Genomic DNA, 23,143 nt, shown 5'->3' with positions numbered 1-23,143 from the left:
AAACGGGCGCGGAAGTAAGCCGCTGCGCTCCATAGGGCAAACGGAAAAACCATTTGCATGGAGGTCTCTTCCGGGCGCGTTTGAGTCCACTTCCCTTTCCCGACCATGTCCTCGTCTCCATTTTTTCGCGCCGCAGCCTGTCTTTCCCTAGTCGTCGTTCTTGGTGCATGTGGTGCTGAGAAGCCCTTTGTGCCGATGTTCCAGCCGAACAGCCTGGACGGCTGGGTGAACGCGAACTGCGCCCCGGAAACCTGGAGCATCAAGGACGGCGTCATCTCCTGCACGGGCAAACCCACCGGCGCCCTGCGCACCGCAAAGCAGTATGAAAATTTCATCCTGGAGGCCGAATGGCGGCACCTGAGTGATGCGGGCAACTCCGGCATCTTCATCTGGGGCACCCCCATCAGCGCCCCTGGCGTGCCCTTTCTCCGTGGCATCGAGGTCCAGGTCCTGGACCACGGCTACATGAAAAACGCCAAGCCTGACAAGCCCCGCTGGTTCACCACCCATGGCGATGTCTTCCCCATCCACGGCGCCACCATGGAACCCCTCGGCGAGCACAATGGCCAGCGCAGCTTCCCCAGTGAGGAGCGCAGCAAGCCCAGCCCCGAGTGGAACCACTACCGCATCGAGGCCAACAACGGCAAACTCACGCTCGCCGTGAATGGCAAGGTGGTCAGCGGTGGTGACAACTGCAACTACCGCAAAGGCTACCTCGCCCTGGAATCCGAAGGCGCCCCCGTGGAGTTCCGCAACGTGCGCATCCAGGAGCTCCCCTCCACCAACCCCCCCGCCGACCTCACCGCCCCCGCCGACCAGGGCTGGAAGGCCCTCTACACCGGCGTCGACTTCCGCAACTGGATCACCCCGGCCACCCCGCCTCTAAAGTGGGAATCCAGCGACTGGCAGATCACCCTCAAGGAAGGCCAGACCGGCCCCGCCCTCTGGACCGAGGCCGAGTTCGGCGACTGCGAGATCATCTGTGACGTGAACCTCCCCAAGACCGTCGACCTCACCATCCCCGCCGCCGGTTTGTGCGTACGCGGGCTCAGCCATCCGCTGGTCATGTTCGGCGCGGGAGGCAAAGCCCCCATCATACTCGGGCCCGATAAGGTCCAGCCCGGCCGCTGGTATCGCATCAAAGCCACCCTCCAGGGCAAAAAAGCCAAGGTCCTCATCACCGAAGCCCAGGAGAAGAATCCACAAACCTTCGAAGCCGAGGTCGATATGAACCTCAAAGGCCGCATCGGCCTCAGCGATCTCACCCAGGCGGTGAACTACGCGAACATCTTCGTCCGCGATCTGTAAGCCAAGGTCGGATTCACCCGGAGCCTCAAGTGTAGCGGCAGCCCGCGATCTTCGAAGCCTTGGCGGAGGAGATGCGTCAGCCGGCCGGGAGCAGTGTGGTTTGATTACTCGTTAGGCCACTTCCCTTCACGACACGATCCATGTCACAAGCAACACGGCCAGGATGAGGACACCCCCCATCCCACACAGACGCAACAGCCTTCGTTCACGCTCTCTCGTTTTCTGAGCCTCATCCCTTGCCTCCTCATCCGTCCTGGGACGATCCCCAAGAACGCTAACCATGGGCAAATAACCAACAACGAGAACTAGGATGAGAGCACCTAGCAAATAGATCTCGATGGAGGGCTGCATCTCAAAGGGAGGGGTAAGTCACGTGGCTGGAAATAGGCGATGAAAGCGATGCCCATCAAGGGGCACTTTGATTCACAAGGCCCGGTTCACACCTCGGATGCGAGCCCCAGCATTGATTGCGGCAAGCATCGAACAAGCCCCTCCCCCGCAACCTTCCCTTCCCGCCTGGGTTAAAGCCTCGCCATCTCAGGACAAACCAGGGCGAAAGGCCACGTTCATCAGAGCTGGCAAGACCACGCAACACAGCCATCCCCCCAATGAACCTGCATCCTCTTTTTTGTTATGCCGTAATCACGCTTGCGCTGGCAGGTTCAGGGACAACACATGCCGCCGAGCGCACGCCGCCACTCGTTCCCGGCAAAACCTTCATCATCAAGTTTCCGGACATGCCGCCAACTTTCGCGGAGATGTACGACCCCAAAGGCATCCAGCCCATGATGAGCGTGTTTCTGCCGCAGAACTATGATCCGCAGCGCCAGCATCCGCTGCTGATCTTCCTGGGCGGTGGCAGCGGCACTCGTGGCTACGATCCTACCATGGCGCGCAAGATCACGGAAGAGACCGACTTCGTCTGCGTGGACCTCCCGCTGTTTAAAGAGAAGCTGGACCCACCTGCCGCCGGAAATGCCACGTCGCGTCTCATCATCCAGGCGAACGACGGCAAGCTCATGTGGTCTCTGTACAAGACCATGTTCGCCAGGCTGGAGGCGGCGGTGCCAAACATCGACCCGGCGCACCGCGTCATGGGAGGTTCCTCCAACGGCGCGCATGCCACGGCGGCTTTGATTGACCAGTCTGAGGGCGAGATCGCGCGACGCTTCTCGGCCTTCTTCTTCGTCGAAGGTGGCGGTCGCCTGCAGCACTATGAACTGCTGAAGGGAAAAGCGTTTCTCATGCTTTACGGCAGCGCGCAGTCCGGCAAACGAGCGGCTGAAATCCATGAAGCCGCCACGGCAGCCGGGGCGCAGGCCACCCTGCATGAGATGAAAGGTGTCGGGCACGGATTTCCAGAGTCGCAATATCCAGCGGTCAGGAAGTGGCTGGGGTTGGGTTCCCAGCCATCCAGTGAAGAGGAACACCCCGAAAAAACACAGCGCCTCAAGGAAGTCGGTCAGAACAAGACAGGCACTGTGAAGGAGGTCGATATCGCGAACAAACGTCTGGTCGTCTCAGCACCACGTGAACTGACGTTCTCGGTCACCGATACCACGCAGATCACACAGGGTGACATCGCCAGAAAACTGGCGGACATCAAGACGGGTGACAAGGTCTCTGTGGACTACCGCCGGGACGGTGAAGCGCGCATCGCGCACAGGATTGATCTTCAGAGCAGCTCATCCCCGCGCCCTCCCGCAGCCACTGACTCAGCGCCCACTTCATCGCGCTGAGGTGGAGTGGGTCGTCGTGGACAACTGCGGTCACAACTGGCCCACCCAGGTCAACGGATTCCCCGCCAGCGAGGCTCTGTGGGAATTCTTTTCAAAACACCCCCAAATGACTCGTTAAAGGAGTGAACACCATGAAACGAACCCTGATCCTCCTCAACCTGGGCACGCTGCTGTTGTCGACCTTAGCGGTCGCCGGAGGCGAACCAACAACGGGCATCCAAACAGCAGGACCTCGCTCCTCCTATTTCAAGGATGGCGAGATCCACATCACGGTGCTCGGCCAGCCGGAGACGAAGGCTGTCACCACGGGTCATTGGGATTTCAAACCTTCGTGGTCGATCACGGGTGACATGCTCGTGTTCTTCCGCCGCCTGAAAGACGATCCCGAGGTGAACAACTGGATCACCACCATGTGCATCATCAACACAGACGGCACCGGCTTCCACCAGCTCTCTGATGGCACCTTTACCGACTTCAATCCGACATGGACGCGCGATGGCACGAACACGCCCGTCTGGAACCGCAAAGTCCCCGGAAAGGTCAGCTACTACATCATGGCCAGCAAGGTGGGCGGCAAGCCCGGTGAGGAGATCGCACTCACCGACAAGAGCTACCACTCATGGGTCCACTCCGCCGTGCGTGATGGCAGGCTCTTCGTCTCATCCACACCTCCGAAGCTCGGTCGCGGCTACTACCTGATGACCCCCAAGCCAGGTGCCGAACCAACATTTGAGCGTGTCAAATGCGAGCTCGCGCCGAAAGGCATCCTCGACCGCATCAGCGTCTCCCCCAGCGAGACCAAGATCTGCTTCGAGTATCAAACCGGGTTTAAATATGAGTTCCCAGGGCGCACGCTTTACGTTGCCGACTTCGATGTGAAGCAGCGCACCATCACGAACCTGAAGCCCTTCGCCAATGCCGAGGCCAAGCGCGTCTGGTTTGCCTACCCGCGCTGGGTGAAGGACGAAAGCGCGATCGTCTATCACGCCGGCGGCAAACTGTTCCTCTACACCCTCGCCGATGGCAGCACAAAGCAGGTCTCTACCGACGACAAAGCCGACTACCGCTATCCGCACGGCGAAGCCACGCCGAACTGAACGGGCAACCTGGTTAACGCAGTCTTTTATATCCTGAGCAAATGGGGTCAGTGTGCAAAAAATTGATCGCTAAGCAAGCCGATCAACCAACTCGACGAGAGTTCGCGCCAGGAGGCGAAACTCGAATGAACCGCGCTGCTAATCCAAGGAGCCCCTCAAGCGGTCGAAGCCGAGGAAGCGCTGACTCCCCCCTCCAATCCCGCTGATAAACTGTGTGGAGACAGGACTCTCTTGATCATGAAATCTGTCAATTTTTTGCACACTGACCCTATTTCTCCTATTTCTCCATTTCTCGTTAGACCGCGATTTTCAAACAGGACACCGCAGTGTTGCCGTTGACTGCCTCATTTCTCCGGTAGAGAGAACAGCTCTTCGTGAGAAATATCGTCCTTAGTTAGCCATTTGCCATCAGGTCCTGACGAACAAACCTTGATTTGTAATTCTTCGTGGCGATTCGATGCATGAAAATAGAACTGATATGCCACCCCCCACCCATCCCCGTCCGCCAGCCACTCCAGGGATTCGATTCTAGTCGGCACAATTGGATTCAAAGCGGTGAGTATGATCCCGACAGGAACCTTACCGTCAGTTTGGCTTATGTTACTTTTCAGGTAGGCGACTTGTTTAGCATCTAGACCTTGAAGGAGCGAAACTACTGCATGCATTTCCATCCTCGTCTTGTTGGTCGATATCTCATCATGGCTGTGGCATGCACTAAAACCCAGCAAAAGAAGTACACAGGCTGTTCGATGGACAAGGCTATTCATTTAAAGGCAGAGTAAATTTCGACCCTGGTTTAATTACACCTTTTTGACTACCCGGGAAACGGGGGCAGTGTGCAAAAGATTGGCTATTTGAGCCATCCTTTTTGCGCTTTTACACCCCGTTTACAGACGCCTGACCATCCGCCGCGCAGGGTGGGGGTGCCATGAAAGCATACCCCCATTCAATTCGCCCTCTCTTCCTTAGTCTCATCGCCAGCGCTGGTCTGCTGACTGCGGCTGAGCCGGTGAAGGACACCAAACTCTCGGCGGACGAGTCTCTCGTCCAGCTTGCCATCCTGCTGGACACCAGCAACAGCATGGACGGCCTCATCGAGCAGGCCAAAAGCCAGCTCTGGAAAATCGTCAACGAGTTCAATGACTCCAAGCAGGGCGACAAGAAGCCCGTGGTCCAGGTCGCCCTCTACGAGTACGGCAATCAGAACCTCAGCGTCGGCACGAACTACATCCGCCAGGTCCTGCCCTTCACCCGTGACCTCGACAAAGTCTCCGAGCAGCTCTTCAAGCTCACCACCAATGGGGGTGATGAATACTGCGGCGCGGTGATTCGCGAGGCGCTGGACAAACTGGAGTGGGACAAAAGCGGCCAGACCTACAAAGCTGTTTTCATCGCTGGCAACGAGCCCTTCACCCAAGGTCCCATCAATCCCAATGACTCGTGCAAAGCCGCCATCCAGAAAGGCGTGGTGATCAACACCATCCATTGCGGCAATCGTTCCGAAGGTGAGAACGGCGGCTGGCGCACCGGCGCAGCCCTCGCGGAAGGCCGCTTCCTCACCATCGACCAGGACAAGGCTGTCGTACATATCGAAGCTCCGCAGGACAAGGAGATCACCCGCCTCAGCATCGAGCTGAACCGCACCTACGTCACCTATGGCAAGGACGGTGCTCGCGGTGTCGCGAACCAGGCCGCCCAGGATAGCAACGCCGCCAAGTATGAGGCCGCCGGAGCCCCTGTGCAGCGCGCCCTGACCAAGACCTCCAGCAACTACAAGAACAGCACCTGGGACCTTGTGGACGCTAACAAAAAGGATGGCGTGAAACTGGAGTCGATCAAAGAAGAAGATCTGCCAGCCGAACTCAAGCCCATGGCCCCCGGTGCCCGCCAGACCTACATCGACGAGAAGGCCGCCGAACGCACCAAGATCCAGGTCGAGATCAGCCGCCTGAACGAGGAGCGTAAAAAATACGTCGCTGAGAAAGCCAAGGAAAAAGGCGAGGAAGCCACCCTCGACAACGCCATCGGCAAAGCCGTCCGCGAGCAGGCCGCGAAGAAGGCCATTGAGTTCAAATGAGATAGTTCACCCTTCACCGGCCATGGCTGGCTGCCACTCCGCAGCCAGCCATTGGCCCCGTGTTGCAGAGGCTAGAAAACTCAACTCCACCACTCATGAAAAACCTGCTTCTCATCTCCTTGCTATGCTTCTCCGCCAGGGCGCTGCCAGCCCAGGACACACCCCTGAATGCCGTGCATGAGTGGGGCACCTTCACCTCCTTCTCGGGGAGTGACAGCATGCCGATCGCCTGGTGGACGACAGCGCTCACCGGCCCGGCTGAACTGCCCGAGTTCGTGAACGTCATCGGCAGCAAAGGCATCAGGCCTTACCCGCTGCGCATGGAGACCCCCGTGCTGTACTTTTATGCCAGCCAGCCCACCACGGTGAACGTGCGCGTGGACTACACACAAGGGATGATAACGGAAGTCTATCCTCCTGGTAAAATCGAAATCCCCAAGCAACTGATCCCGGATCAACTCTCCACAGCGCACTCATGGACCGTTGACCTTCAGCCGCCTGCCTCAGCCTTGATCAATCCACCGCGCAGCGTGGGAACGCGCGGTGCCCATTACCAGCATGCCCGCAACGTGCCGGATGCCTGGATGGTGCATCACAAGGTGCCTCTGAGCAATGCAGGTCAACCTTCCCTGACTACTGAAAAGTTCATCTTCTACCGGGGCGCAGGCAACGGTGCGCTGCCCATCCAGGCCAGCGTGCAAGAGGATGGCGCATTGACCATCGGCGCTTACGCACCCTTAGCCACTGAGGCCTTTTTCGTCCGCGTCCAAAAAGGCATCACTCACTGGCGGGGAGGCCAGATCGCTCTGAAGAAGAACTCTGAGGGTCATATCCAGGCCGTCAAGATGGAGGCCCCTGACTCGACAGGTTCCGCCGACACGCTGGCTGAGGCTCTGCGGAAATCACTGACGTCCGCAGGGCTGACCCCGGCGGAGGCCGCGGCCATGGTCGCCACCTGGCACGAGGCTTGGCTGGGCGAGGAAGGCACACGCCTGCTCTACCTGATTCCTGAAACCTGGGTGAACCAGCAGCTCCCTCTTCAGATCACTCCGGCTCCCCGCGAGCTGAAGCGTGTCTTCGTGGCTCGGAGCGAGCTCATCACACCCCAGCAGGAAAAGGCACTCGTGGCCGCTTTGTCTGGCAGCCATGACGATGCCCAGCGCTGGAAAATCATCCAGGAGCTCGGCCACGGCCGCTTCACCGAACCCGCCGTTGAGCGTGCTCTGAAGGTCAACGAGCAAGATCTGCGCAATACCTATTACCGGGCCGTGGCCCAAAAGCACAAAGATGTCCGCTGATGGATTTCAGCCTTGTTTGACCGCACCATCCTCACCTACCTTTTCCCATGCCAACCCTCCTCGTCGTCGAAGATGACAGCGCCATCCGGCGCGGTGTGTGTGATGCCTTGCGCTTCGCCGGCCATGACGTGCTAGAGGCCGCGGAAGGAAAGGCCGGCATGGAGCAGGCGCAGAAGGCCACCTTTGATCTCATCCTGCTGGACCTGGTCCTGCCAAACTACAGCGGCTTTGAGATCTTGAAAGCCGTGCAGGATCATCGCCCAGGCACACCCGTCATTATCCTCTCCGCTCGCGGCGAGGAGGCGGATCGAGTGAAGGGCCTGAAGCTCGGTGCCGACGACTACGTGGTGAAACCGTTCAGCGTGCGCGAACTGCTCGCCCGAGTCGATGCCGTGCTGCGCCGCTCTCCGGAGAGACCCAAGCCCGTGGCTCAACTCCCCTTCCCTGGCGGCATCGCCGATCTCGCGCGCATGGAACTGCGCTTTGAGGATGGCAGCCGCGCCGAACTCTCAGATCGTGAGGCCAGCCTGCTCGAGTATCTCAGCGCGCATCGAGGGCGGGCCATCGCGCGCGATGAACTGCTCCGCCGCGTCTGGCGCATCGAGCCACATCACACCGAGACCCGCACCATCGACATGCACATCGCCAATCTTCGCGCGAAGCTTCGGGATGGTGACGCCGTTTTCCTCCTCACGGTCCGCGGAAAAGGCTACATGCTTTCCACCTGACCGAGCTATTGGTTATTCCTGTCATGCGCCCTGCCCTCCGCTGGTTCCTGTTCATCGCCTGCCTCGCCGTCTTCGGCGCGGCCATGGCATGGATCAGTCTGCGCATGCTGGACCTGGATGAACAACGCAAGACCACCGCCAAGGATGCTCTGGTGCAGGAAAAGGTCCGCCTCGCCCTCTGGCGCATGGATTCACTGGCCAGTGCGCTGCTGATCCGTGAGAACTCGCGCCCAGCCTGGCACTACCAGGCCTTCTACGCACCAGATGATCTCTTTGCCAGCAGCACGCAGAGCATCCCGAAAGGCCAGGCGCTCATGCCATCCCCTTTGTTCGGCACCGTGCCGGACATGGTGAACCTGCACTTCGAGCTCGTCTCCGGAGTCACTTGCAGTCCGCAAGCTCCCGCCGGTTCGCAGAAGGATCTCGCGACGAACTGGTATGCCGCGAGCCCGCAGATGAACGTGGCATCGAGCAACCTGCAGAAGCTCAACGCCCTAATCCAACGGCATCCGGAAGTTCAGAAGCTGCCCTCGCTGAGTGACACGCGCATCATCGAGCGCAAACCCGCTCCCGCGGCCCGACAGGAAGAACTCCCCAAGACGACCGCCGCGCTCAATGATGATGTCACCAAGCCTGACATTCAGACGATGAACAACGTGATCGAGCAGGCGCAGCGTGCCCAGGTGTTTAACAAAAGCATGGCCACTGAGAAGGAGGAGAATTACAAGACTCCGCTCAAGAAAGAATCCAAGATCGCGCCGCCCTCCAAACCCGGCGGCAAGCTGGTCGCCACATCTTCAGCAGGTGTCTCAGCAGGTGCACCCCCCGGCGCGCCCGCTATGCCCGCTGCACCCGCAGCTGCTGTAGCCCCGGCTCCGGCCACAGCTTCCCGATCCGCCGATGCCGACACTGCGATGGCCACCGCCGCCCCCAAGCCTGCTGAAGAAGCCGCAGGATCTTCATCCCTGGATGCCGTGACACGTCGCTACCGCAGCACGGCTGAGACCACCGCTGCACCTGGAGCACGACCTGCACCTGTGGATGTCCTGGCTGCTGCTCCTGCGCCCGCGCAACGTCAGTCGCTCCCGGCACTCGCCGGGGATCTGCGTCCCGTATGGGTGGAGAACGAACTGCTGCTTGTTCGTCAGGCCGTGCTCGAAGGCCAGCCGCGGCTCCAAGGCGTGTGGCTGAACTGGTCCCAGCTTCAAGCCAGCCTCATGGAGAGCATTCGCGATCTCCTGCCTGAAGCACAGTTGATCACCATCGCTCCGGAAGCCGCGAAGACAGATGCCACGGCTCTTGTCACCCTTCCGGTGAAACTGCTCACGGGTCGTGTCCGGGTGGCTTTGCCAAAGGAGATCGATACCTTCCGCAGCGCCCTGCACATCGCCTGGGGCTGCCTCATCGCCGCCGCCCTGGCCATCGCTTACGTGCTGCATCGCGCCATGCAGTTGAGCGAGCGCCGCGGTGCCTTCGTCTCCGCCGTCACGCATGAGCTGCGCACACCTTTGACAACCTTCCGGTTATACTCGGAGATGCTCGCGGATGACATGGTGCCCGAGCCTCAGCAGCGGAAAGAGTATCTCAACACCTTGTGTGATGAGTCCACACGTCTCATGCACCTGGTGGAGAATGTGCTTTCCTATTCACGCATCGAGCGCGGTCGCACCGCAGGCCGCCTTGAGACCGTCAGCCTGGGTTCTCTCGTCCAGCGCATCGAGCCGCGCTTGCGCCAGCGTGCCGATATGTGCGGCCTAACCATCAAGGTGGATGTCGATGCCGCCGCTGAACCTGCCCAGGCTCACGTGGATGCCATGGCCGTCGAGCAGATCCTCTTCAATCTCACCGACAACGCCTGCAAATACGCCGCCCCAGACTCTGACCCGCGTGAGCTGCATCTGCGTGTGGAGGCGGAGGGCAGACACATCCGGATTTTGTTCCGAGACTTCGGCCCCGGCCTCTCCAAGCAAGCCTTGAAGAAACTCTTCCAGCCGTTCGCCAAATCCGCCACGGAGGCCGCGCACAGCGCCCCGGGCGTCGGCCTCGGCCTTGCCCTCTGCCGGAGACTCGCTGACGAACTCGGCGGCAAGCTCGAGCATCAGCCAGTCAACGGTCGCGGCGCCTGCTTCCGCCTCACCTTGCCACGCTTGTAGTTATGCCATTCATGAGATCGAAAACCTGTTAGAAGGATGGCCGACTGATATTACCGCCGAGAAAGAACTGCTTGAAGCCTCGAAGAGGCGACACTCCTCAGCCCAGGGCAACGCCCTGGGAACAGGTCAGACCACAAAGCTTCCATGACGCAGAGGCCTGAAAGGCCGACACTCGACGCCCGGGGTTATTTCGGCGCATGAATCCGAGGAGTCGAGTATCGCACCTTCGGCGCTCTGTCTGGGAGAAGGCTGACGACTTCGAGAATCCCAGGGCGTTGCCCTGGGCTGAGGAGTTTCGGGCCGTTGGCCCTCAAACCACGAGCATCCTGTATCGACTCGATCACTTGGCAGCATTCGGTTTACCGATACCTCGAAAGCCCCTCGAGATACTCACGCGCCAGAGGCGATGTAGGCTGCGCAAAAAACTGCTCCGCCGGACAAGACTCCACGACCTTGCCCTGAGCCAGAAAGACCACCCAGTCCGCCACCTTCTTGGCAAAGCTGATCTCATGCGTGGCCAGCACGATCTTCTGCCCGCCTTCCGCGAGTTCACGAATCACATCCAGCACCTCACCGGTCATCACCGGATCGAGCGCTGAGGTCGGTTCATCGAGCAGCAGCAAGGCCGGACGCGGTGCCAAAGCACGGGCGATGGCCGCGCGCTGCTGCTGGCCGCCAGAGAGCTCCGCCGGCCGCTTGTGCTGATGCTCGGCCAGGCCAAGACGAGTCAGCAGTTCCACCGCTCGTGCCTGCGCTTCCGCCGTCTTCAAACCATGAACCTCCTGCAAAGGCAGCACAATGTTCTGCAAGGCACTGAGATGCGGGAAGAGATTGTATCCCTGAAACACGAAGCCGTTTCGCCGCAGAGCCACCAGGGCTGCATCAGGATCATGCGGAAGCGGTTCACCATTCACCAGCACCTCGCCGGACTCTGGCAGCAGGAGACCGCCGAGCACGCGCAGCAGTGTGGACTTGCCGCCACCACTCGGGCCTAACAAAGCCACGACACGCGCTTCGGTGGTGGTTTGAAAGCTCGCCTCATTCAGCGCCATGAACTTGCCATAGCGCTTGGTCACTTGACGAGTCTCAAGTCTCATAGGCGAACCTCCTTTCCAGTCTCCGCGCCCACCAGGACAGCGGCAGCGTGACGATAAGATAGGCCACCGCCAGAGGCAGATAGCCTTCCAATGCGGTGTAGCTGGCGGAGTTCATCACCCGCACCTTTTGCACCAGTTCCTCAATGCCGATCACGGAGAGCAAGGATGACGATTTGATGAGCGAGACCAGCTCACCCGTCGTGCCAGGAAGCGCACGCCGCACTGCCTGAGGGATGATCACATGGCGGTAAGTCTGCTGCGTGTTGAAGCCCACCGCTCTCGCCGCTTCCCACTGCGAAGCGCCGATGCTCTCCACGGCCCCGCGGAAGATTTCCGCCAGATACGCCGCTTCAAAAAGCCCCAGCAGGATTGTCCCCACCAGAACGGGCGAGTTCACATGCAGGGCGGTGGCCACAATGTAGTAACCAATCAGGAGCTGCACCAGCAGCGGCGAGCCGCGCACGATCTCCACCGTGCCCGAACAAAAAAGACGTACAGGCTCCCAGGGCGAGCGACGACCCAGCATGAGCGCGAAACCGAGCAGCATGCTGATCACCATGGCGCCGAGAGAGATGACCATGGTGGCCACCCAGCCCCAGAGAAACTGGGCGCGATACCCCCAGACCACCGACCAGTGCCAGGAATAGTGAACCGTGGCAAAAGTACCGTAGAGGGCCAGCGACACTCCCAGCAGGAGCACGAGGCTCCAGAGCAGGCGGGAGAGAAGCGGTGATCCGGGCATGGCAGCCGGAGAAGCTCAAATCAGGCCATCGGGCAGCTCAGCCAGACAGTCGTGGTGTTGTTTTCAGAGGCGATGCCGATCTGCACGCCCATCTGATGGCAGAGCATGGAGGAGATCGTCAGGCCGAGGCCGAGATGATTGCTGGTCTTGGAGCCATAGAAGGCACGGAAGACCTGCTGGAGCTTCTCGGGAGTGATAGTGCTGCCGGTGTTGCTCACCAGGATGTCCACGCGGCGCTGCTCGGCAGGGGTGATGGCACCTGGACCCGCAATCTTCAGCATGGCGCGACCGCCCACAGGAGCAGCGGCTTCAGCGGCATTCTTGAGGATCTCCACCAGGATGTCCTTCAGCTTGCCCGGATCCACATTGATGGCAGGCAGGCTCTGCTGCACATCGGCATCAAGCTGCACATTGCTTTTCGTGAAGGGCTCCAGCAAGGCCGTCTGCACCACACCGAGATACTCGTTCAGGTTCAGCGCCTGCATCTGCAGCTTGGCACAGCCACCGGCACCGCGCACACGCTCGCTCAGATTGGAAACACCCACGGATGCCTCACGGATGTGCTGCATGTTCTCCGCGATGTTGGCATCCAGGTCATCCGTCATCAGGATGAGGCTGCTGAAGCCCTGGATGACGGCGAGGAGGTTGTTGAGCTTGTGAGTCAGGCCGCGCAGCAACTCCTGGTGAAAGCCATCACTTTGCTCATTGGCAAGCTGGAGATGTGTGGGGAAGACGAACTGCATGGGCGAAAAAAGGTGCGCAGTCATGCACGCTGGCAGGGAGCGAGGCAAGGCTATTTTGGTGCTGTCTTTCGAGGGAAAAGCTCCTCGGGAAGGCTCTCAAATATAATAGGCTGGTCAAACCGGAATTTCTCGCAACACCTCAGGATTTGACTCGCTTGGAGGTCTGACGTCACCCGCAGTCAGGAACGCTTGCGTCTAGCTGCCTTGAGCTGCCCGCAACCCGCCGCCACATCGATGCCACGCCGCTGGCGGATCGTGCAGGGAATGCCCGCTTCCTGAATGATGCGGTGGAACTCATTTCCGGACGATTCAGCGCTCTCATGGCCCTCATAGCCGGAGGTCTCGTTCAGCGGGATCAGGTTCACATGCGCATCCACACCTTCCAGCAGCGTGATTACCCGGCGAGCATGATCCGGAGTATCGTTCACCCCCTCAATGAGGGTCCAGGCAAAGAAGATGCGGCGGCCAGTCTTCTCACCATAAGTCCGGCAGGCAGCCATGAGCTGGCTCAGCGGCCAGCGCTGGTTTGCCGGGATCAGGGCAGCGCGCTCCTCCTCCGTGCTGCCATGCAGGCTCACGGCCAGATTGCAGGGGCGGTTCTCCTCCGCCAGGCGCAGGATGCCCGGCACCACACCGACCGTGCTCACAGAAACCTTGCTCGGGCCGATGTTTGCCCCGCGCGTGTCACTGATGATCTCCAGCGCCTTCATGACAGACTCATAGTTATGCAGCGGCTCGCCCATGCCCATGAGCACCAGATTGCGCAGCCGCTCGCCACGGTGCTTCAGCACACGCCGCGCATGATGCACCTGGGCCACGATCTCCCCCGGCCTGAGGTGCCGCACGAATCCCATCTGGCCCGTGGCGCAAAAGACACAGCCCATGGCGCATCCGGCCTGGGTGCTGATGCAGGCGGTGTGGCGACCCGTGTAACTCATGACCACGGTCTCGATCTCCTGCCCATCCTGAAGCCGCAGCAGGAACTTGTGCGTCAGGCCATCACCGCTCGGGATGTCAGACGAGACCGGCGGCACATCCACCTGGTGCTGCCCCGGTTCCGTGCCCACGCGTTCCGCCACCCAGCGCTTCAAAGGAGGCAGGAAATGCTCACACGCCGCCAGATCCGTGACCGCCCGAAAATGCAGTGCATTCCAAAGCGTGGCCCCATGCGCCGGACGCAGCCCTTCCTGCACCAGCAGGGCTTGCAGTTCATCAAAGGTCAGGTCGAGCAGGAACATGGGGGATGCGCAGCCTCTCATCAGTGACCGGGTGATGCAAGTGGCGCGATGATTGAGGGCGCTCAATCCCTCTCATTCTTACCTGACCAGCAATCCCGCCACGCAGGCCGTGCAGTAGCAGGAGAGCAGTCCGGCCAGCATGGCCTTGAATCCGATCTGTGCCAGATCAGCACGGCGGCTCTCCGCCAGGGCGCCGATGCCTCCGATCTGGATGGCAATGCTGGCGAAGTTGGCAAAACCGCACAAGGCATAGGTGGCGATGACCACACTGCCGGGCTGCACGCCCTGCACCTTGCTGAGATTGAGGTAGCCGATGAACTCATTGAGCACGATGCGCTCCCCCAGAATGCTGCCGATGGTCTTGCAGTCCTGCCAGGGGATGCCCATGAGCCAGGCAAAGGGCGCGTTGGCCCAACCAAGAATGGTTTGAAGAGGCTTGGGATCCACATAACCAGCAAACGCCAGGGTGTAGGAGAGCAGGTAGTTTGCCATGGCCACCACGGCCACGAAGGCGATGAGCATGGCCATCACATTCATGGAGAGCTTGATGCCATCACTGGCACCCTGGCAGATCGCATCCAGACCATTCACGGTCTCGCGCGGGATCTCGCGGACGGAGCCGTCCGCCGTGTCACTCACCCCGGTTTCCGGGATGATGATCTTGGCAAACATCAAGGAAGCCGGAGCGCTGATGACAGACGCGGTCAGCAGGTGCCCGGCCGAGATGCCGAACTGAATGTAAGCCGCCATCACACCTCCCGCGATCGTGGCCATGCCGCCGACCATGAGCGCCATGAGCTCGCTGCGTGTCATGGTGGGCAGATAGGGCTTGATGACCAAGGGCGCCTCCGTCTGGCCCATGAAGATGTTTGCCGCGGCGGCCAGGGTTTCACTGCCGCTGGTGCCCATGACACCACGCATCCCCCAGGCCACACCGCGCACCACGAGCTGAAGAATGCCGTAGTGATAGAACAGCGAAGAGAGAGCCGAGACGAGCACGATCGTGCCCGTCACCAGCACCACGAAGAGAAAGGCATTTTGCTCGCCAAAGGTCCGCGAGAGCAGGTCCTTGCTCGCCAGGGGTCCAAAGACCATGGACACCCCTTCCAGGGAGAATCCGAGGAGGCGGTTAAAGGCAGCGTCCAGACGCCCGAAGAACCACGCACCTGCCTCCGTCCGCAGGATGGACCAGCCTAACAAAAACTGCAGCAACAACCCCGAGATGACCACCCTCCAGGGAAACTTGCGCCGGTTCTCGGAAAGCACCCAGGCCAGAGTGACAAAAGTCAGGATGCCAAGGAGACCGATGCCGTGATTCATGAAGGAGGTGGGAGAGAAAACCTTCGGGAATCAGGGAGGTTTCCCTCCTCAGTTGATGCCCGCCCGGCCCTGAGCAGGGGACGCGCTTTGGATCTTGTTCTGCTCTTGCAAACGATTCCAGTCCTCAGCGGACATCTGCTTGGCATGCATGCGCTCCTTGTAAGTCACCATGGCCACAAAGCAGCCCACGTCTGCCACGAGAATGATCATCGCAATAACGATGCCATATCGCTTCAGCGTTTCGTCGATGACCTTGTTTTTATTGACGGAGAACTGCTCGCCCTTCGAAAACATGGACTGAAAGAGCCTCCTCCACTGCCGCGGCTCGCGCGCGATGCTGAACGACCACACAAAGAGTGCGGTGAGCACGATGCAGGCGATCTGGTAATGTAGGGGGAAACGCTCGTCCATGAGGGTGCCGCATAGCGACGACCTACGAGATAGAGTGCTCCGCCAAGGATGGCAATAGCGATTCGATCAGACCTTGGCAAAAGAATCTGCCGCCGGGGTGGCCCCGAGGGTCACCTTAGCGCGACCGTTCGCCGCCAGATGGCTCAGCATCTGCCAGGCGTCCTCAGCATCGATACCCACCTGGGCCGCGAGAGCCTCGGCAGTGGCACCACCTGCAGGCAGTGCGCCGATGACGGAGGCCATCTGCTTGAGGAAGTCGGTGGCGGCCTTCTTGCCAGCCTCCACACCGGGCTGATGATAGGCGTTCACGTTTACCAGGGTGGCGTAGAAGCTGACCGTGCGCTCGAAGAGACCGATGAGCAGGCCCAGCGTGAAGGCGCTGACCTCAGGAATGGTGAGAGTCACGGACTCACGACCGCTGCCAGCCAGCGCCTTGCGTGTGCCACGCAGGAAGCCCTGGAGGTAGTCGCCACTGGTAAAGCCAGGCTCGACCTCGAAACCAGCGGTGTCGCGGGCCTTGGCCACCTCGATGAAGGTGACGAAGAAATTGTTCACGCCATCACGAAGCTGCTGCACATAGGCGTGCTGGTCCGTGGAGCCTTTGTTGCCGTAAACGGCGATGCCCTGGTTCACGATCTTGCCATCGAGATCATGCTCCTTGCCGAGCGACTCCATGACGAGCTGCTGGAGATACTTGGAGAAGAGCACGAGGCGATCCTTATAAGGCAACACCACCATGTCCTTCAGGCCCTTGCCCTTGCCGGCGCTATACCACATCAGGGCCAGCAGCATGGCGGCGTTTTCCTTGGCCGGACGGGTGCGCGTCTCCGCATCCATGGCGGCAGCGCCAGCCAGGAAGCGGCGCACATCCACGCCCTGAAGCGCTGCGGCGATGGTGCCCACGGCGCTCATCACGCTTGTGCGTCCACCCACCCAGTCCCACATCGGGAAACGGGTCATCCAGCCTTGAGCGATGGCATATTTGTCCAGCTCACTGCCGACACCTGTGACGGCCACGGCATGCTTGGCGAAGTCGAGGCCCTGCGCCTTGTAGGCTGCGGCAGCTTCCAGCATGCCATTGCGGGTTTCCTTGGTGCCGCCGGACTTGGAGATGACCAAAGTCACAGTAGTAGCCAGTTCAGCACCGATCTGCTCCACAATGCGGTCCATGCCATCCGGGTCGGTGTTGTCGAAGAAATCAATGGCCAGCGGTGGATTCGCCGGGGTGATGGCCTGCGCCACCAGCTGAGGTCCGAGCGCCGAACCACCGATGCCGACGACCAGCACGCGGGTGAACTTCTGACCGTTCGGAGCCTTGATGGCACCGCTGTGGACGTCTTCGGCGAACTTCAAGGTGGAGTCCAGAGTGCCATCGATCTCGGCACGCAGCTCAGTCGGAGCCAGGGAGGAATCACGCAGCCAGTAGTGGCCCACCATGCGGCCTTCATCCGGGTTGGCAATGGCACCCGCTTCCAGTTCCTTCATGGCGGCGAAAGCCTTCTCAATCGAAGGAGCCATGGAGTCGATGAAACCGTCCTCAAAAGCCATGCGGCTGATGTCGATGCTGAAGCCAAGCTTCGGATAGCGGACGAAATACTGCTGAAAACGATTCCAAAGGGAGGAGGAGGTGCTCATGAGATGGATGCCGGAAGAAGCACACCCCCTGCCAGGACGCAACCCGCGTTTGCCGGGAGCGTCTCAACCATCCATGAAAAAACTGAATGGTCGTGATGAGCCGGGAGCGCCTACAATGCGAGGGCAAAAATAAGCGATATGAAAATCAGACTCTTATCTCTCGGTGTAATCCTGCTGAGCCTGGGCTCCCTTTTCTCCCAAGGAAAGGACCACCTGAAATTCAGCTCGTATTTTGGCAAAGGCTTTGGCGTCATGATTGCCGAGGAAGTGATCATCCGAAAGCTGGTGCCGCCGCCGGACGTGAAAAAGCAGGACCCAAGCTGGCGGGCCTACAAGGTAGCAGGCAGTGGTAGCCCCCAAGAGGGTCCTGGGATTGAAGTCGTCTTTTTCACGACCGAGGTGAAGCAAGAGTATGAAGACCTGGCCAAGACGGCACCAGCGGGCCGCCTCAAGGTGATCGGCTACGAAAGCATCCTTGCCGATGGTGAGGCATCCCTCACCCCGGAGGTTGACCATGAGGACGTCGAGCTCATTACTTCCACAGGATGGAATGCACAGCGTGTTTTTGTTTTGAGAAGGACACTTCTGCCGAAGTAGTTTCCCACTCCGTCAGGCTCAGTTTTTCTTCAGTTTTAGATAGGCGGCCTTCACCACCCAGCCGCATTCGACCAACGCATCCCGGGCGGCTTCGCGCGAAGCCCCGGTCAGTTCACTAATGATGCGCACCGCCCGGTCCTGCAGCTTCACGTTGGAGGGATTCAGGTCCACCATGAGGTTGCCGATCACCTTGCCCACCTTCGTCATGGCCAGCGTCGTGATCATGTTCAGGATCAGCTTCGTCGCCGTGCCTGACTTGAGGCGAGTGGAACCTGTGAGAATCTCAGGGCCGGCATCGGGAGTGATCATGACCTGGGGCTTCCAGGCTTTGTCACGTAGTTTGTTAACCGCCTGGCGCATCGCCGGATTGAAGCAAAGCAGCACCGTGAAGGCACCGCGCTTGTTCGCCTCATGCAGAGCTCCCCAAACAAACGGCGTGCGTCCGCTCGCCGCGATGCCGATGACCACATCCTTGGAGTTCACCGCACGATTGCGAATGGCCACTGCCCCTGCCTGCACATCATCTTCCGCGCCTTCCACCGCGCTCCACAGTGCTTGGCGACCACCGGCGATGATGCCTTGCACCTGCTCACGCGGAGCACGAAACGTCGGCGGAATCTCGCTCGCATCAAGCACACCGAGACGACCGCTCGTACCTGCACCGACATAGAACAAGCGGCCACCGCTTTTAAAGGCCTTCACCACCTGCGTGATAACCGTGGCGAGATGTTTCCGCTCCGTGCGGATGGCCAATGAGATGGCCGCGTCCTCGCAGATCATGAGGTCGATGCCCTGAGCGATGGGCATCTGATCGAGCTTCAAGCTTCCCGGGTTACGCTTTTCGGTAGGCGACTTCGCCAACACGGCGAGATCCGCAATCTCCGCCGGCAGCACGAAGTCAGAAGCCGAATGCACAGGCCTCGAAACGGCAAAGGTCCCAGCCTCACGAGCCAGTGCCACGGCGCCCCACACGGACGAGCCTTTCAAAGGAGTCACCTTGGCGCCTGCCCAACCTTCGCGAATGCGTCGCGAGATATCCCGCATGAAACCGAGGTTCTTCAAAATCACCCCGCCATTCAAAACGAACTCCACCGGCCCAGCGTGAGCACCCGTAAGCTGGTGCGCGCACACGATGGCATCTTCCGCCAGCATGGCCGCGGAGTCTGAGAGGATTTTCTTCGCCAGCTTGTCGCCCTTTGCCGCGATGGCAAAGACTGTGACCGCGAGACTGGCGATCTCCGTCTTCCCGGCATGCACAGACCAGGGGATGAGCTGCTCGACATCATTGAAGGCCAGCGCATTCAACATGGCCACACCTAGCGGGCCCATCTTCCCATGATGATCCATGTCCGCGATCACGGCGCGCAAGGCCCGCAGGCCGATCTCACAAGCTCCTGCGCGATCCCCGATCACATGTCCACGGCCACCCACCTTCGCCGTGCGACCATCCGGTGCGCGACCAAAGCAGCAGGAGCCTGTGCCACTGAGCACAAGGACACGCGGCAGCGGCGGCTGAGGCGCAGGCGTGGTCGCGAGCGCTGTCTCCAGATCATTCGTGGCCACACAAGGCACCGCGGGCCAGATGCGCGATGCTGCACGATGCAGGCGATCCTTGTCCATGTCACTGCGCGCGCCAGCCATGCCGATGCCAATTGCGGAGGGACGATAAGGAAGCCGCGCGGCGATATCCCGCAGGTGCCATTGCAACTCACGATCGGACAGCAGCGGCAGCACGGCTGGGTCCGCGCTAAAAGAAATGAGCTCGGTGTTCTTGTCATCCACCAGCAGGACACTGGTCCTGGTGCCGCCGGCCTCGATGCCGAGAACGCAGGTTGGATTTGAGGTGACCTTGGACGCGCGACGCTGTTTCATCGGAGGGAAGCTAGAGTGTATTACGCCGCTGCTCAATGCACGATCTTACTCTCGTTTGCGTTCTGAACCTAGGATCATCATGAATCGCCGCCACTTCCTGCAAACCGCTGCCGCCACAGTGCCAGCTGCCTTCGCCACACCTTCTCAGGCAGCACCTGTCGCCACACGCATCATCGACACGCATACCCACTTCTATGATCCGACACGCCCGCAAGGCGTGCCGTGGCCGACCAAGAACACACCTCTCTACCGCAAGGTCATGCCCAGTGACTGGCGCGCTCTTGCCGAGCCTCATGGCATCAAGGAAACCGTCATCGTTGAGGCCAGCCAATGGGTGGAGGACAACCAGTGGATCCTGGATCTCGCCTCCCAGGAAAAGTGCATCGTCGGCTTCGTGGGAAACCTGGATCCCACCACACCGGAGTTTGCCGCGAATGTGAAGAGGTTCGCCGCCAATCCCATCTTTCGAGGCGTGCGCTGGCGTGCTGATCTGGTGAGGATCGATGCCAACAAAGAGGCAGCTTTGGCCGGAGCCAAAGTGCTGGCCGATCACGGTCTGGAGCTCGACCTCAATGGTGGTCCTGATTTGCTTCCTCATGCGGCCAAACTCGCCGCCGAGGTGCCGGACCTGCGCATCGTCATCGACCACCTCGGTGCGAGCGGTGATCCCAAGAGCCTGAAGCCCGAGTGGAAGGATAACATCAAGGAAGTGGCGAAGCCCAAGAACGTCTGGATGAAGGTCTCCGCCCTCGTCGAGCAGGTGAAGGGCGCCGAGGGCCAGGCTCCTCGGGACGTCAGCTACTACCTGCCGATCCTGGATCACCTGTGGGAGAGCTTTGGCCCGGACCGCCTCGTCTACGGCAGCAACTGGCCAGTCAGCGACCGTGGTGCCCCCTACGAAGTCGTCTTCGGGCTGGTGCGGGACTACTTTAGCACCAAGGGCAGCGATGCCTGCGAGAAGTACTTCTGGAAGAACTCCAAGGATGTCTACCGCTGGATCGAGCGCTGATCTCCGGAGGAATCGAGTCCCGTCCTTGCAGGCAGGCGTATTCTCCGCATGTCTGACACCATGGACGAAGCCACCCTCCAATCCGCCCTTTCCAACCCGCAGAATCTCGGGGAAATGCCCGATGCCGACGCCGTTGGCACCGTGGGATCACCCGACTGTGGCGACATGGTGCGCATGTGGCTGAAGTATAAGGAGAAGGATGGCCGCAAGGTGATCGACAAAGCCAGCTTCCAGTCCTTCGGATGCCAGACCGCCATCGCCGTGGCATCCCTGGCCACCGAACTGATCCGCGGCAAGACCAAGGAGGAAGCCCTGCAACTGAGTGCCGCCGAACTCAGCGCTCCTCTGGGTCCCCTGCCCCCCATGAAAATCCACTGCGGCCAGATGGTGGAAGGTGCGCTCAAAGCTGCCCTGGAAGCCGAGCAAGGCGCACCTGCCCCTACGGCTCCGGCATCAGCTCCCGTCGCCACCGGCCCCACGCTCGCCGATGCGCTGAACGCTTCCGGCAAGAGCGCTGGCAAGATCAAGATCGTCCTTCAGTCCTAACCTCCCCTTCATGGCCCGCGTCGAAAAAGTCCCCGTCTCAGGTTTCAGTCCGTTTTATGGCTGCCTCATCATGGTCATGGCCGCCCTTGTTTTTGGCGGCATCATCGCTTGGAGCGCCTACTCACTCTTCCAGCAGGACAAGGCCATCGCCGTCTTCGCCTCTGACCAGCCGCAGAAGTTTGCGCCCATCGAACTGAGCGCGGAGGCCCGTGCTGCCTTGGAAAAGAAGCTGGCGGATTTCAAAGCAGGACAAACGACCGAGCTCACGCTGAGCATCGCCGAGCTCAACGGACTGCTGCTCATCGCGCCAGACACCGGCTACGGCACCTACACCGAGATGCTCCGTTTCGAGCGCACAGAGCCGGAGAAGAACCGCCTCATCGCCCAAGTCTGCCTGCCGATGAATCACATCAAGTTCTGGGAGGACAAGAAGCGCTATCTCAATGGCGAGGCCGCCTACGAGGTCCTGGTGCATGAAGCCGGTGTGGATGCTCAGGTCGCCGATGTGAAGGTGCCGGGCAAGGTCGTGGCTGAAGGCTTCGTCACAGGCATGGCCACCTGGACACTGCTGGCCCCTTATGCAAAACTCGATGCTATCGGCCCTTCGCTGAAGCTGGTGAAGAAGGCCACGGTCACGGCTGATGGCGTGACGCTGAGCACAAAGGGATGAAAGGCCGCGAGGGCGCAGGCGTTCCCTGCCCCTCATGAAGCGCTCCACCTTTCTCACCAGTCTCCTCGGCCTCGCCACCGTTCCAACCTTCGCGGCTGATGCCGCCGCGAAGAAACGCCTGCTCATTCTAGGAGATTCCATCTCCATCGGCTACACGCCCTATGTGCAGAAGATGCTGGCGAACGAGATGGTGGTGATCCGCCCAACAAAAGATGGTAAACCGGAGAACTGCAGCGGCACCACCTCAGGCGTGGCGAACATCGACCGCTGGCTGCAGCTCGATGGCGGCAAGTGGGATGTCATCCATTTCAACTGGGGCCTGCATGACCTCAAGCATGTGAAGGCTGGCGATGCCAAGGGAGCGGCCTCAGACCTCGCCACCGATCCACCTCAAGCCACCGTGGAAGTATATGAGAAGAACCTCCGCGAGATCGTGGCCAAGCTCAAGGCCACCGGCGCAAAGCTCGTCTTCGCCGCCACGACTCCCGTGACCGACGAGCCGATGAAGGTCTACCGCAACAACGCCGATGTCATCCGCTATAACGAAGCCGCGCTGCGCGTGATGAAGGACAACAACATCCCCGTCAATGACCTCTACACCTTCGTGAAACCACGCATGAAGGAACTGCAGATCCAGCCTGCCAACGTTCATTTCGTTCCCGCAGGTTCAGAAGCTCTGGCCGCTGAAGTGGTGAAGACGGTCAAAGCCGCTTTGCAGTAACTCAATCAGGGCAAGAGGGTCAAGCCTCCGTCAATTCAGGATACACCAAAGGGTCAAGACAAGGCGCTCAGCCTCATCTTGACCCTTTGACGGCTTGATCGCAGCCCTCGGCATGACAGGCGACAGAGAACCCAATAACTTT

21 protein-coding genes are annotated in these 23,143 nt (G+C 60.2%); 12 read left to right on the top strand and 9 right to left on the bottom strand.

Annotated features, from left to right (window positions below; translation table 11 throughout):
- Window positions 1-105: 105 nt before the first annotated feature.
- From BGE01nite_RS09805 to BGE01nite_RS09795, 3 genes are all read left to right on the top strand, one after another.
- Window positions 106-1,308 (top strand): 3-keto-disaccharide hydrolase, encoded by a 1,203-nt coding sequence (locus BGE01nite_RS09805; protein WP_146850270.1) that lies wholly within the window; start codon window positions 106-108, stop codon window positions 1,306-1,308.
- Between the two features lie 608 nt (window positions 1,309-1,916).
- Window positions 1,917-3,047, top strand: a complete 1,131-nt coding sequence (locus BGE01nite_RS09800) for a hypothetical protein (RefSeq protein ID WP_146850269.1) — start codon at window positions 1,917-1,919, stop codon at window positions 3,045-3,047.
- Between the two features lie 131 nt (window positions 3,048-3,178).
- The gene (locus tag BGE01nite_RS09795) at window positions 3,179-4,144 is read left to right on the top strand and encodes a TolB-like translocation protein (protein ID WP_218032947.1); all 966 of its coding nucleotides are present in this window, start codon (window positions 3,179-3,181) and stop codon (window positions 4,142-4,144) included.
- Between the two features lie 344 nt (window positions 4,145-4,488).
- Here the strand turns inward: BGE01nite_RS09795 and BGE01nite_RS09790 are convergent, their stop codons facing one another.
- On the bottom strand, window positions 4,489-4,911 hold the full coding sequence (locus BGE01nite_RS09790) for a hypothetical protein (protein WP_146850268.1): 423 nt from the start codon (window positions 4,909-4,911) through the stop codon (window positions 4,489-4,491).
- A 161-nt stretch (window positions 4,912-5,072) separates the two neighbouring features.
- On the opposite strand from BGE01nite_RS09790, the gene BGE01nite_RS09785 reads away from it, so the two are divergent.
- The 4 genes from BGE01nite_RS09785 (at window position 5,073) to BGE01nite_RS09770 (ending at window position 10,400) form a co-directional block, all read left to right on the top strand.
- Window positions 5,073-6,221 carry a vWA domain-containing protein gene (locus BGE01nite_RS09785; RefSeq protein ID WP_146850267.1) on the top strand — a complete coding sequence of 383 codons (1,149 nt, stop codon included), beginning with the start codon at window positions 5,073-5,075 and terminating at the stop codon, window positions 6,219-6,221.
- Window positions 6,222-6,316: 95 nt separating this feature from the next.
- A complete protein-coding gene (locus BGE01nite_RS09780) occupies window positions 6,317-7,519 on the top strand; it encodes a hypothetical protein (protein ID WP_146850266.1) in 1,203 nt (400 codons plus the stop codon).
- A 47-nt stretch (window positions 7,520-7,566) separates the two neighbouring features.
- A complete protein-coding gene (locus BGE01nite_RS09775) occupies window positions 7,567-8,247 on the top strand; it encodes a response regulator transcription factor (RefSeq protein WP_146850265.1) in 681 nt (226 codons plus the stop codon).
- A 23-nt stretch (window positions 8,248-8,270) separates the two neighbouring features.
- Entirely contained in the window at window positions 8,271-10,400 is a 2,130-nt protein-coding gene (locus BGE01nite_RS09770) for a sensor histidine kinase (RefSeq protein WP_146850264.1), read from the top strand.
- Window positions 10,401-10,759: 359 nt separating this feature from the next.
- Here BGE01nite_RS09770 and BGE01nite_RS09765 read toward each other — a convergent pair whose 3' ends face one another.
- From BGE01nite_RS09765 to BGE01nite_RS09735, 7 genes are all read right to left on the bottom strand, one after another.
- Window positions 10,760-11,497 (bottom strand): amino acid ABC transporter ATP-binding protein, encoded by a 738-nt coding sequence (locus BGE01nite_RS09765; protein WP_146850263.1) that lies wholly within the window; start codon window positions 11,495-11,497, stop codon window positions 10,760-10,762.
- Window positions 11,487-12,239: an amino acid ABC transporter permease gene (locus BGE01nite_RS09760; RefSeq protein WP_146850262.1), complete on the bottom strand. Its 753-nt coding sequence runs from the start codon at window positions 12,237-12,239 to the stop codon at window positions 11,487-11,489. Before BGE01nite_RS09760 ends, BGE01nite_RS09765 begins: the two co-directional genes overlap by 11 nt.
- 20 nt (window positions 12,240-12,259) lie before the next feature.
- Window positions 12,260-13,006, bottom strand: coding sequence for a sensor histidine kinase (locus BGE01nite_RS09755; RefSeq protein WP_146850261.1), 747 nt, complete (start codon window positions 13,004-13,006; stop codon window positions 12,260-12,262).
- Between the two features lie 155 nt (window positions 13,007-13,161).
- Window positions 13,162-14,220 (bottom strand): dual-specificity RNA methyltransferase RlmN, encoded by a 1,059-nt coding sequence (rlmN, locus tag BGE01nite_RS09750; RefSeq protein WP_218032946.1) that lies wholly within the window; start codon window positions 14,218-14,220, stop codon window positions 13,162-13,164.
- A gap of 78 nt (window positions 14,221-14,298) precedes the next feature.
- The gene (locus tag BGE01nite_RS09745; RefSeq protein WP_146850259.1) at window positions 14,299-15,540 is read right to left on the bottom strand and encodes a NupC/NupG family nucleoside CNT transporter; all 1,242 of its coding nucleotides are present in this window, start codon (window positions 15,538-15,540) and stop codon (window positions 14,299-14,301) included.
- A gap of 48 nt (window positions 15,541-15,588) precedes the next feature.
- Window positions 15,589-15,951 carry a hypothetical protein gene (locus tag BGE01nite_RS09740; protein ID WP_146850258.1) on the bottom strand — a complete coding sequence of 121 codons (363 nt, stop codon included), beginning with the start codon at window positions 15,949-15,951 and terminating at the stop codon, window positions 15,589-15,591.
- Window positions 15,952-16,017: 66 nt separating this feature from the next.
- Window positions 16,018-17,586 carry a glucose-6-phosphate isomerase gene (locus tag BGE01nite_RS09735; RefSeq protein ID WP_146850257.1) on the bottom strand — a complete coding sequence of 523 codons (1,569 nt, stop codon included), beginning with the start codon at window positions 17,584-17,586 and terminating at the stop codon, window positions 16,018-16,020.
- A 138-nt stretch (window positions 17,587-17,724) separates the two neighbouring features.
- Between BGE01nite_RS09735 and BGE01nite_RS09730 the strand changes: the two genes are divergently transcribed.
- On the top strand, window positions 17,725-18,183 hold the full coding sequence (locus BGE01nite_RS09730; RefSeq protein ID WP_146850256.1) for a hypothetical protein: 459 nt from the start codon (window positions 17,725-17,727) through the stop codon (window positions 18,181-18,183).
- Window positions 18,184-18,201: 18 nt separating this feature from the next.
- Here the strand turns inward: BGE01nite_RS09730 and murQ are convergent, their stop codons facing one another.
- Complete coding sequence (murQ, locus tag BGE01nite_RS09725; RefSeq protein ID WP_146850255.1) at window positions 18,202-20,055, bottom strand: N-acetylmuramic acid 6-phosphate etherase; 1,854 nt, start codon at window positions 20,053-20,055, stop codon at window positions 18,202-18,204.
- 79 nt (window positions 20,056-20,134) lie between these two features.
- On the opposite strand from murQ, the gene BGE01nite_RS09720 reads away from it, so the two are divergent.
- Genes BGE01nite_RS09720 through BGE01nite_RS09705 form a run of 4 tightly spaced genes read left to right on the top strand, consistent with a single transcriptional unit; the run spans window position 20,135 to window position 23,001 of the window.
- On the top strand, window positions 20,135-21,064 hold the full coding sequence (locus BGE01nite_RS09720; protein ID WP_146850254.1) for an amidohydrolase family protein: 930 nt from the start codon (window positions 20,135-20,137) through the stop codon (window positions 21,062-21,064).
- 48 nt (window positions 21,065-21,112) lie between these two features.
- On the top strand, window positions 21,113-21,610 hold the full coding sequence (locus BGE01nite_RS09715; RefSeq protein ID WP_246145693.1) for an iron-sulfur cluster assembly scaffold protein: 498 nt from the start codon (window positions 21,113-21,115) through the stop codon (window positions 21,608-21,610).
- 10 nt (window positions 21,611-21,620) lie between these two features.
- Window positions 21,621-22,280, top strand: a complete 660-nt coding sequence (locus BGE01nite_RS09710) for a hypothetical protein (protein ID WP_146850253.1) — start codon at window positions 21,621-21,623, stop codon at window positions 22,278-22,280.
- 34 nt (window positions 22,281-22,314) lie between these two features.
- Entirely contained in the window at window positions 22,315-23,001 is a 687-nt protein-coding gene (locus BGE01nite_RS09705) for an SGNH/GDSL hydrolase family protein (protein ID WP_146850252.1), read from the top strand.
- Window positions 23,002-23,143 lie beyond the last annotated feature (142 nt).

The sequence above is a fragment of the Prosthecobacter gellanilyticus genome, assembly GCF_007992435.1.
Taxonomy (GTDB): Bacteria; Verrucomicrobiota; Verrucomicrobiia; order Verrucomicrobiales; family Verrucomicrobiaceae; genus Prosthecobacter; species Prosthecobacter gellanilyticus.
Note: the sequence above shows the minus strand (reverse complement) of the source record. Positions and strands in the feature narration are given on the sequence as shown.

What these genes read in the sequence shown, in the direction of transcription:
- BGE01nite_RS09805 (WP_146850270.1), top strand. Translation starts at nt 106, where the DNA reads ATGTCCTCGTCTCCATTTTTTCGCGCCGCAGCCTGTCTTTCCCTAGTC.
- BGE01nite_RS09800 (WP_146850269.1), top strand. Translation starts at nt 1,917, where the DNA reads ATGAACCTGCATCCTCTTTTTTGTTATGCCGTAATCACGCTTGCGCTG.
- BGE01nite_RS09795 (WP_218032947.1), top strand. Translation starts at nt 3,179, where the DNA reads ATGAAACGAACCCTGATCCTCCTCAACCTGGGCACGCTGCTGTTGTCG.
- BGE01nite_RS09790 (WP_146850268.1), bottom strand. Translation starts at nt 4,911, where the DNA reads ATGAATAGCCTTGTCCATCGAACAGCCTGTGTACTTCTTTTGCTGGGT.
- BGE01nite_RS09785 (WP_146850267.1), top strand. Translation starts at nt 5,073, where the DNA reads ATGAAAGCATACCCCCATTCAATTCGCCCTCTCTTCCTTAGTCTCATC.
- BGE01nite_RS09780 (WP_146850266.1), top strand. Translation starts at nt 6,317, where the DNA reads ATGAAAAACCTGCTTCTCATCTCCTTGCTATGCTTCTCCGCCAGGGCG.
- BGE01nite_RS09775 (WP_146850265.1), top strand. Translation starts at nt 7,567, where the DNA reads ATGCCAACCCTCCTCGTCGTCGAAGATGACAGCGCCATCCGGCGCGGT.
- BGE01nite_RS09770 (WP_146850264.1), top strand. Translation starts at nt 8,271, where the DNA reads ATGCGCCCTGCCCTCCGCTGGTTCCTGTTCATCGCCTGCCTCGCCGTC.
- BGE01nite_RS09765 (WP_146850263.1), bottom strand. Translation starts at nt 11,497, where the DNA reads ATGAGACTTGAGACTCGTCAAGTGACCAAGCGCTATGGCAAGTTCATG.
- BGE01nite_RS09760 (WP_146850262.1), bottom strand. Translation starts at nt 12,239, where the DNA reads ATGCCCGGATCACCGCTTCTCTCCCGCCTGCTCTGGAGCCTCGTGCTC.
- BGE01nite_RS09755 (WP_146850261.1), bottom strand. Translation starts at nt 13,006, where the DNA reads ATGACTGCGCACCTTTTTTCGCCCATGCAGTTCGTCTTCCCCACACAT.
- rlmN (WP_218032946.1), bottom strand. Translation starts at nt 14,220, where the DNA reads ATGTTCCTGCTCGACCTGACCTTTGATGAACTGCAAGCCCTGCTGGTG.
- BGE01nite_RS09745 (WP_146850259.1), bottom strand. Translation starts at nt 15,540, where the DNA reads ATGAATCACGGCATCGGTCTCCTTGGCATCCTGACTTTTGTCACTCTG.
- BGE01nite_RS09740 (WP_146850258.1), bottom strand. Translation starts at nt 15,951, where the DNA reads ATGGACGAGCGTTTCCCCCTACATTACCAGATCGCCTGCATCGTGCTC.
- BGE01nite_RS09735 (WP_146850257.1), bottom strand. Translation starts at nt 17,586, where the DNA reads ATGAGCACCTCCTCCTCCCTTTGGAATCGTTTTCAGCAGTATTTCGTC.
- BGE01nite_RS09730 (WP_146850256.1), top strand. Translation starts at nt 17,725, where the DNA reads ATGAAAATCAGACTCTTATCTCTCGGTGTAATCCTGCTGAGCCTGGGC.
- murQ (WP_146850255.1), bottom strand. Translation starts at nt 20,055, where the DNA reads ATGAAACAGCGTCGCGCGTCCAAGGTCACCTCAAATCCAACCTGCGTT.
- BGE01nite_RS09720 (WP_146850254.1), top strand. Translation starts at nt 20,135, where the DNA reads ATGAATCGCCGCCACTTCCTGCAAACCGCTGCCGCCACAGTGCCAGCT.
- BGE01nite_RS09715 (WP_246145693.1), top strand. Translation starts at nt 21,113, where the DNA reads ATGTCTGACACCATGGACGAAGCCACCCTCCAATCCGCCCTTTCCAAC.
- BGE01nite_RS09710 (WP_146850253.1), top strand. Translation starts at nt 21,621, where the DNA reads ATGGCCCGCGTCGAAAAAGTCCCCGTCTCAGGTTTCAGTCCGTTTTAT.
- BGE01nite_RS09705 (WP_146850252.1), top strand. Translation starts at nt 22,315, where the DNA reads ATGAAGCGCTCCACCTTTCTCACCAGTCTCCTCGGCCTCGCCACCGTT.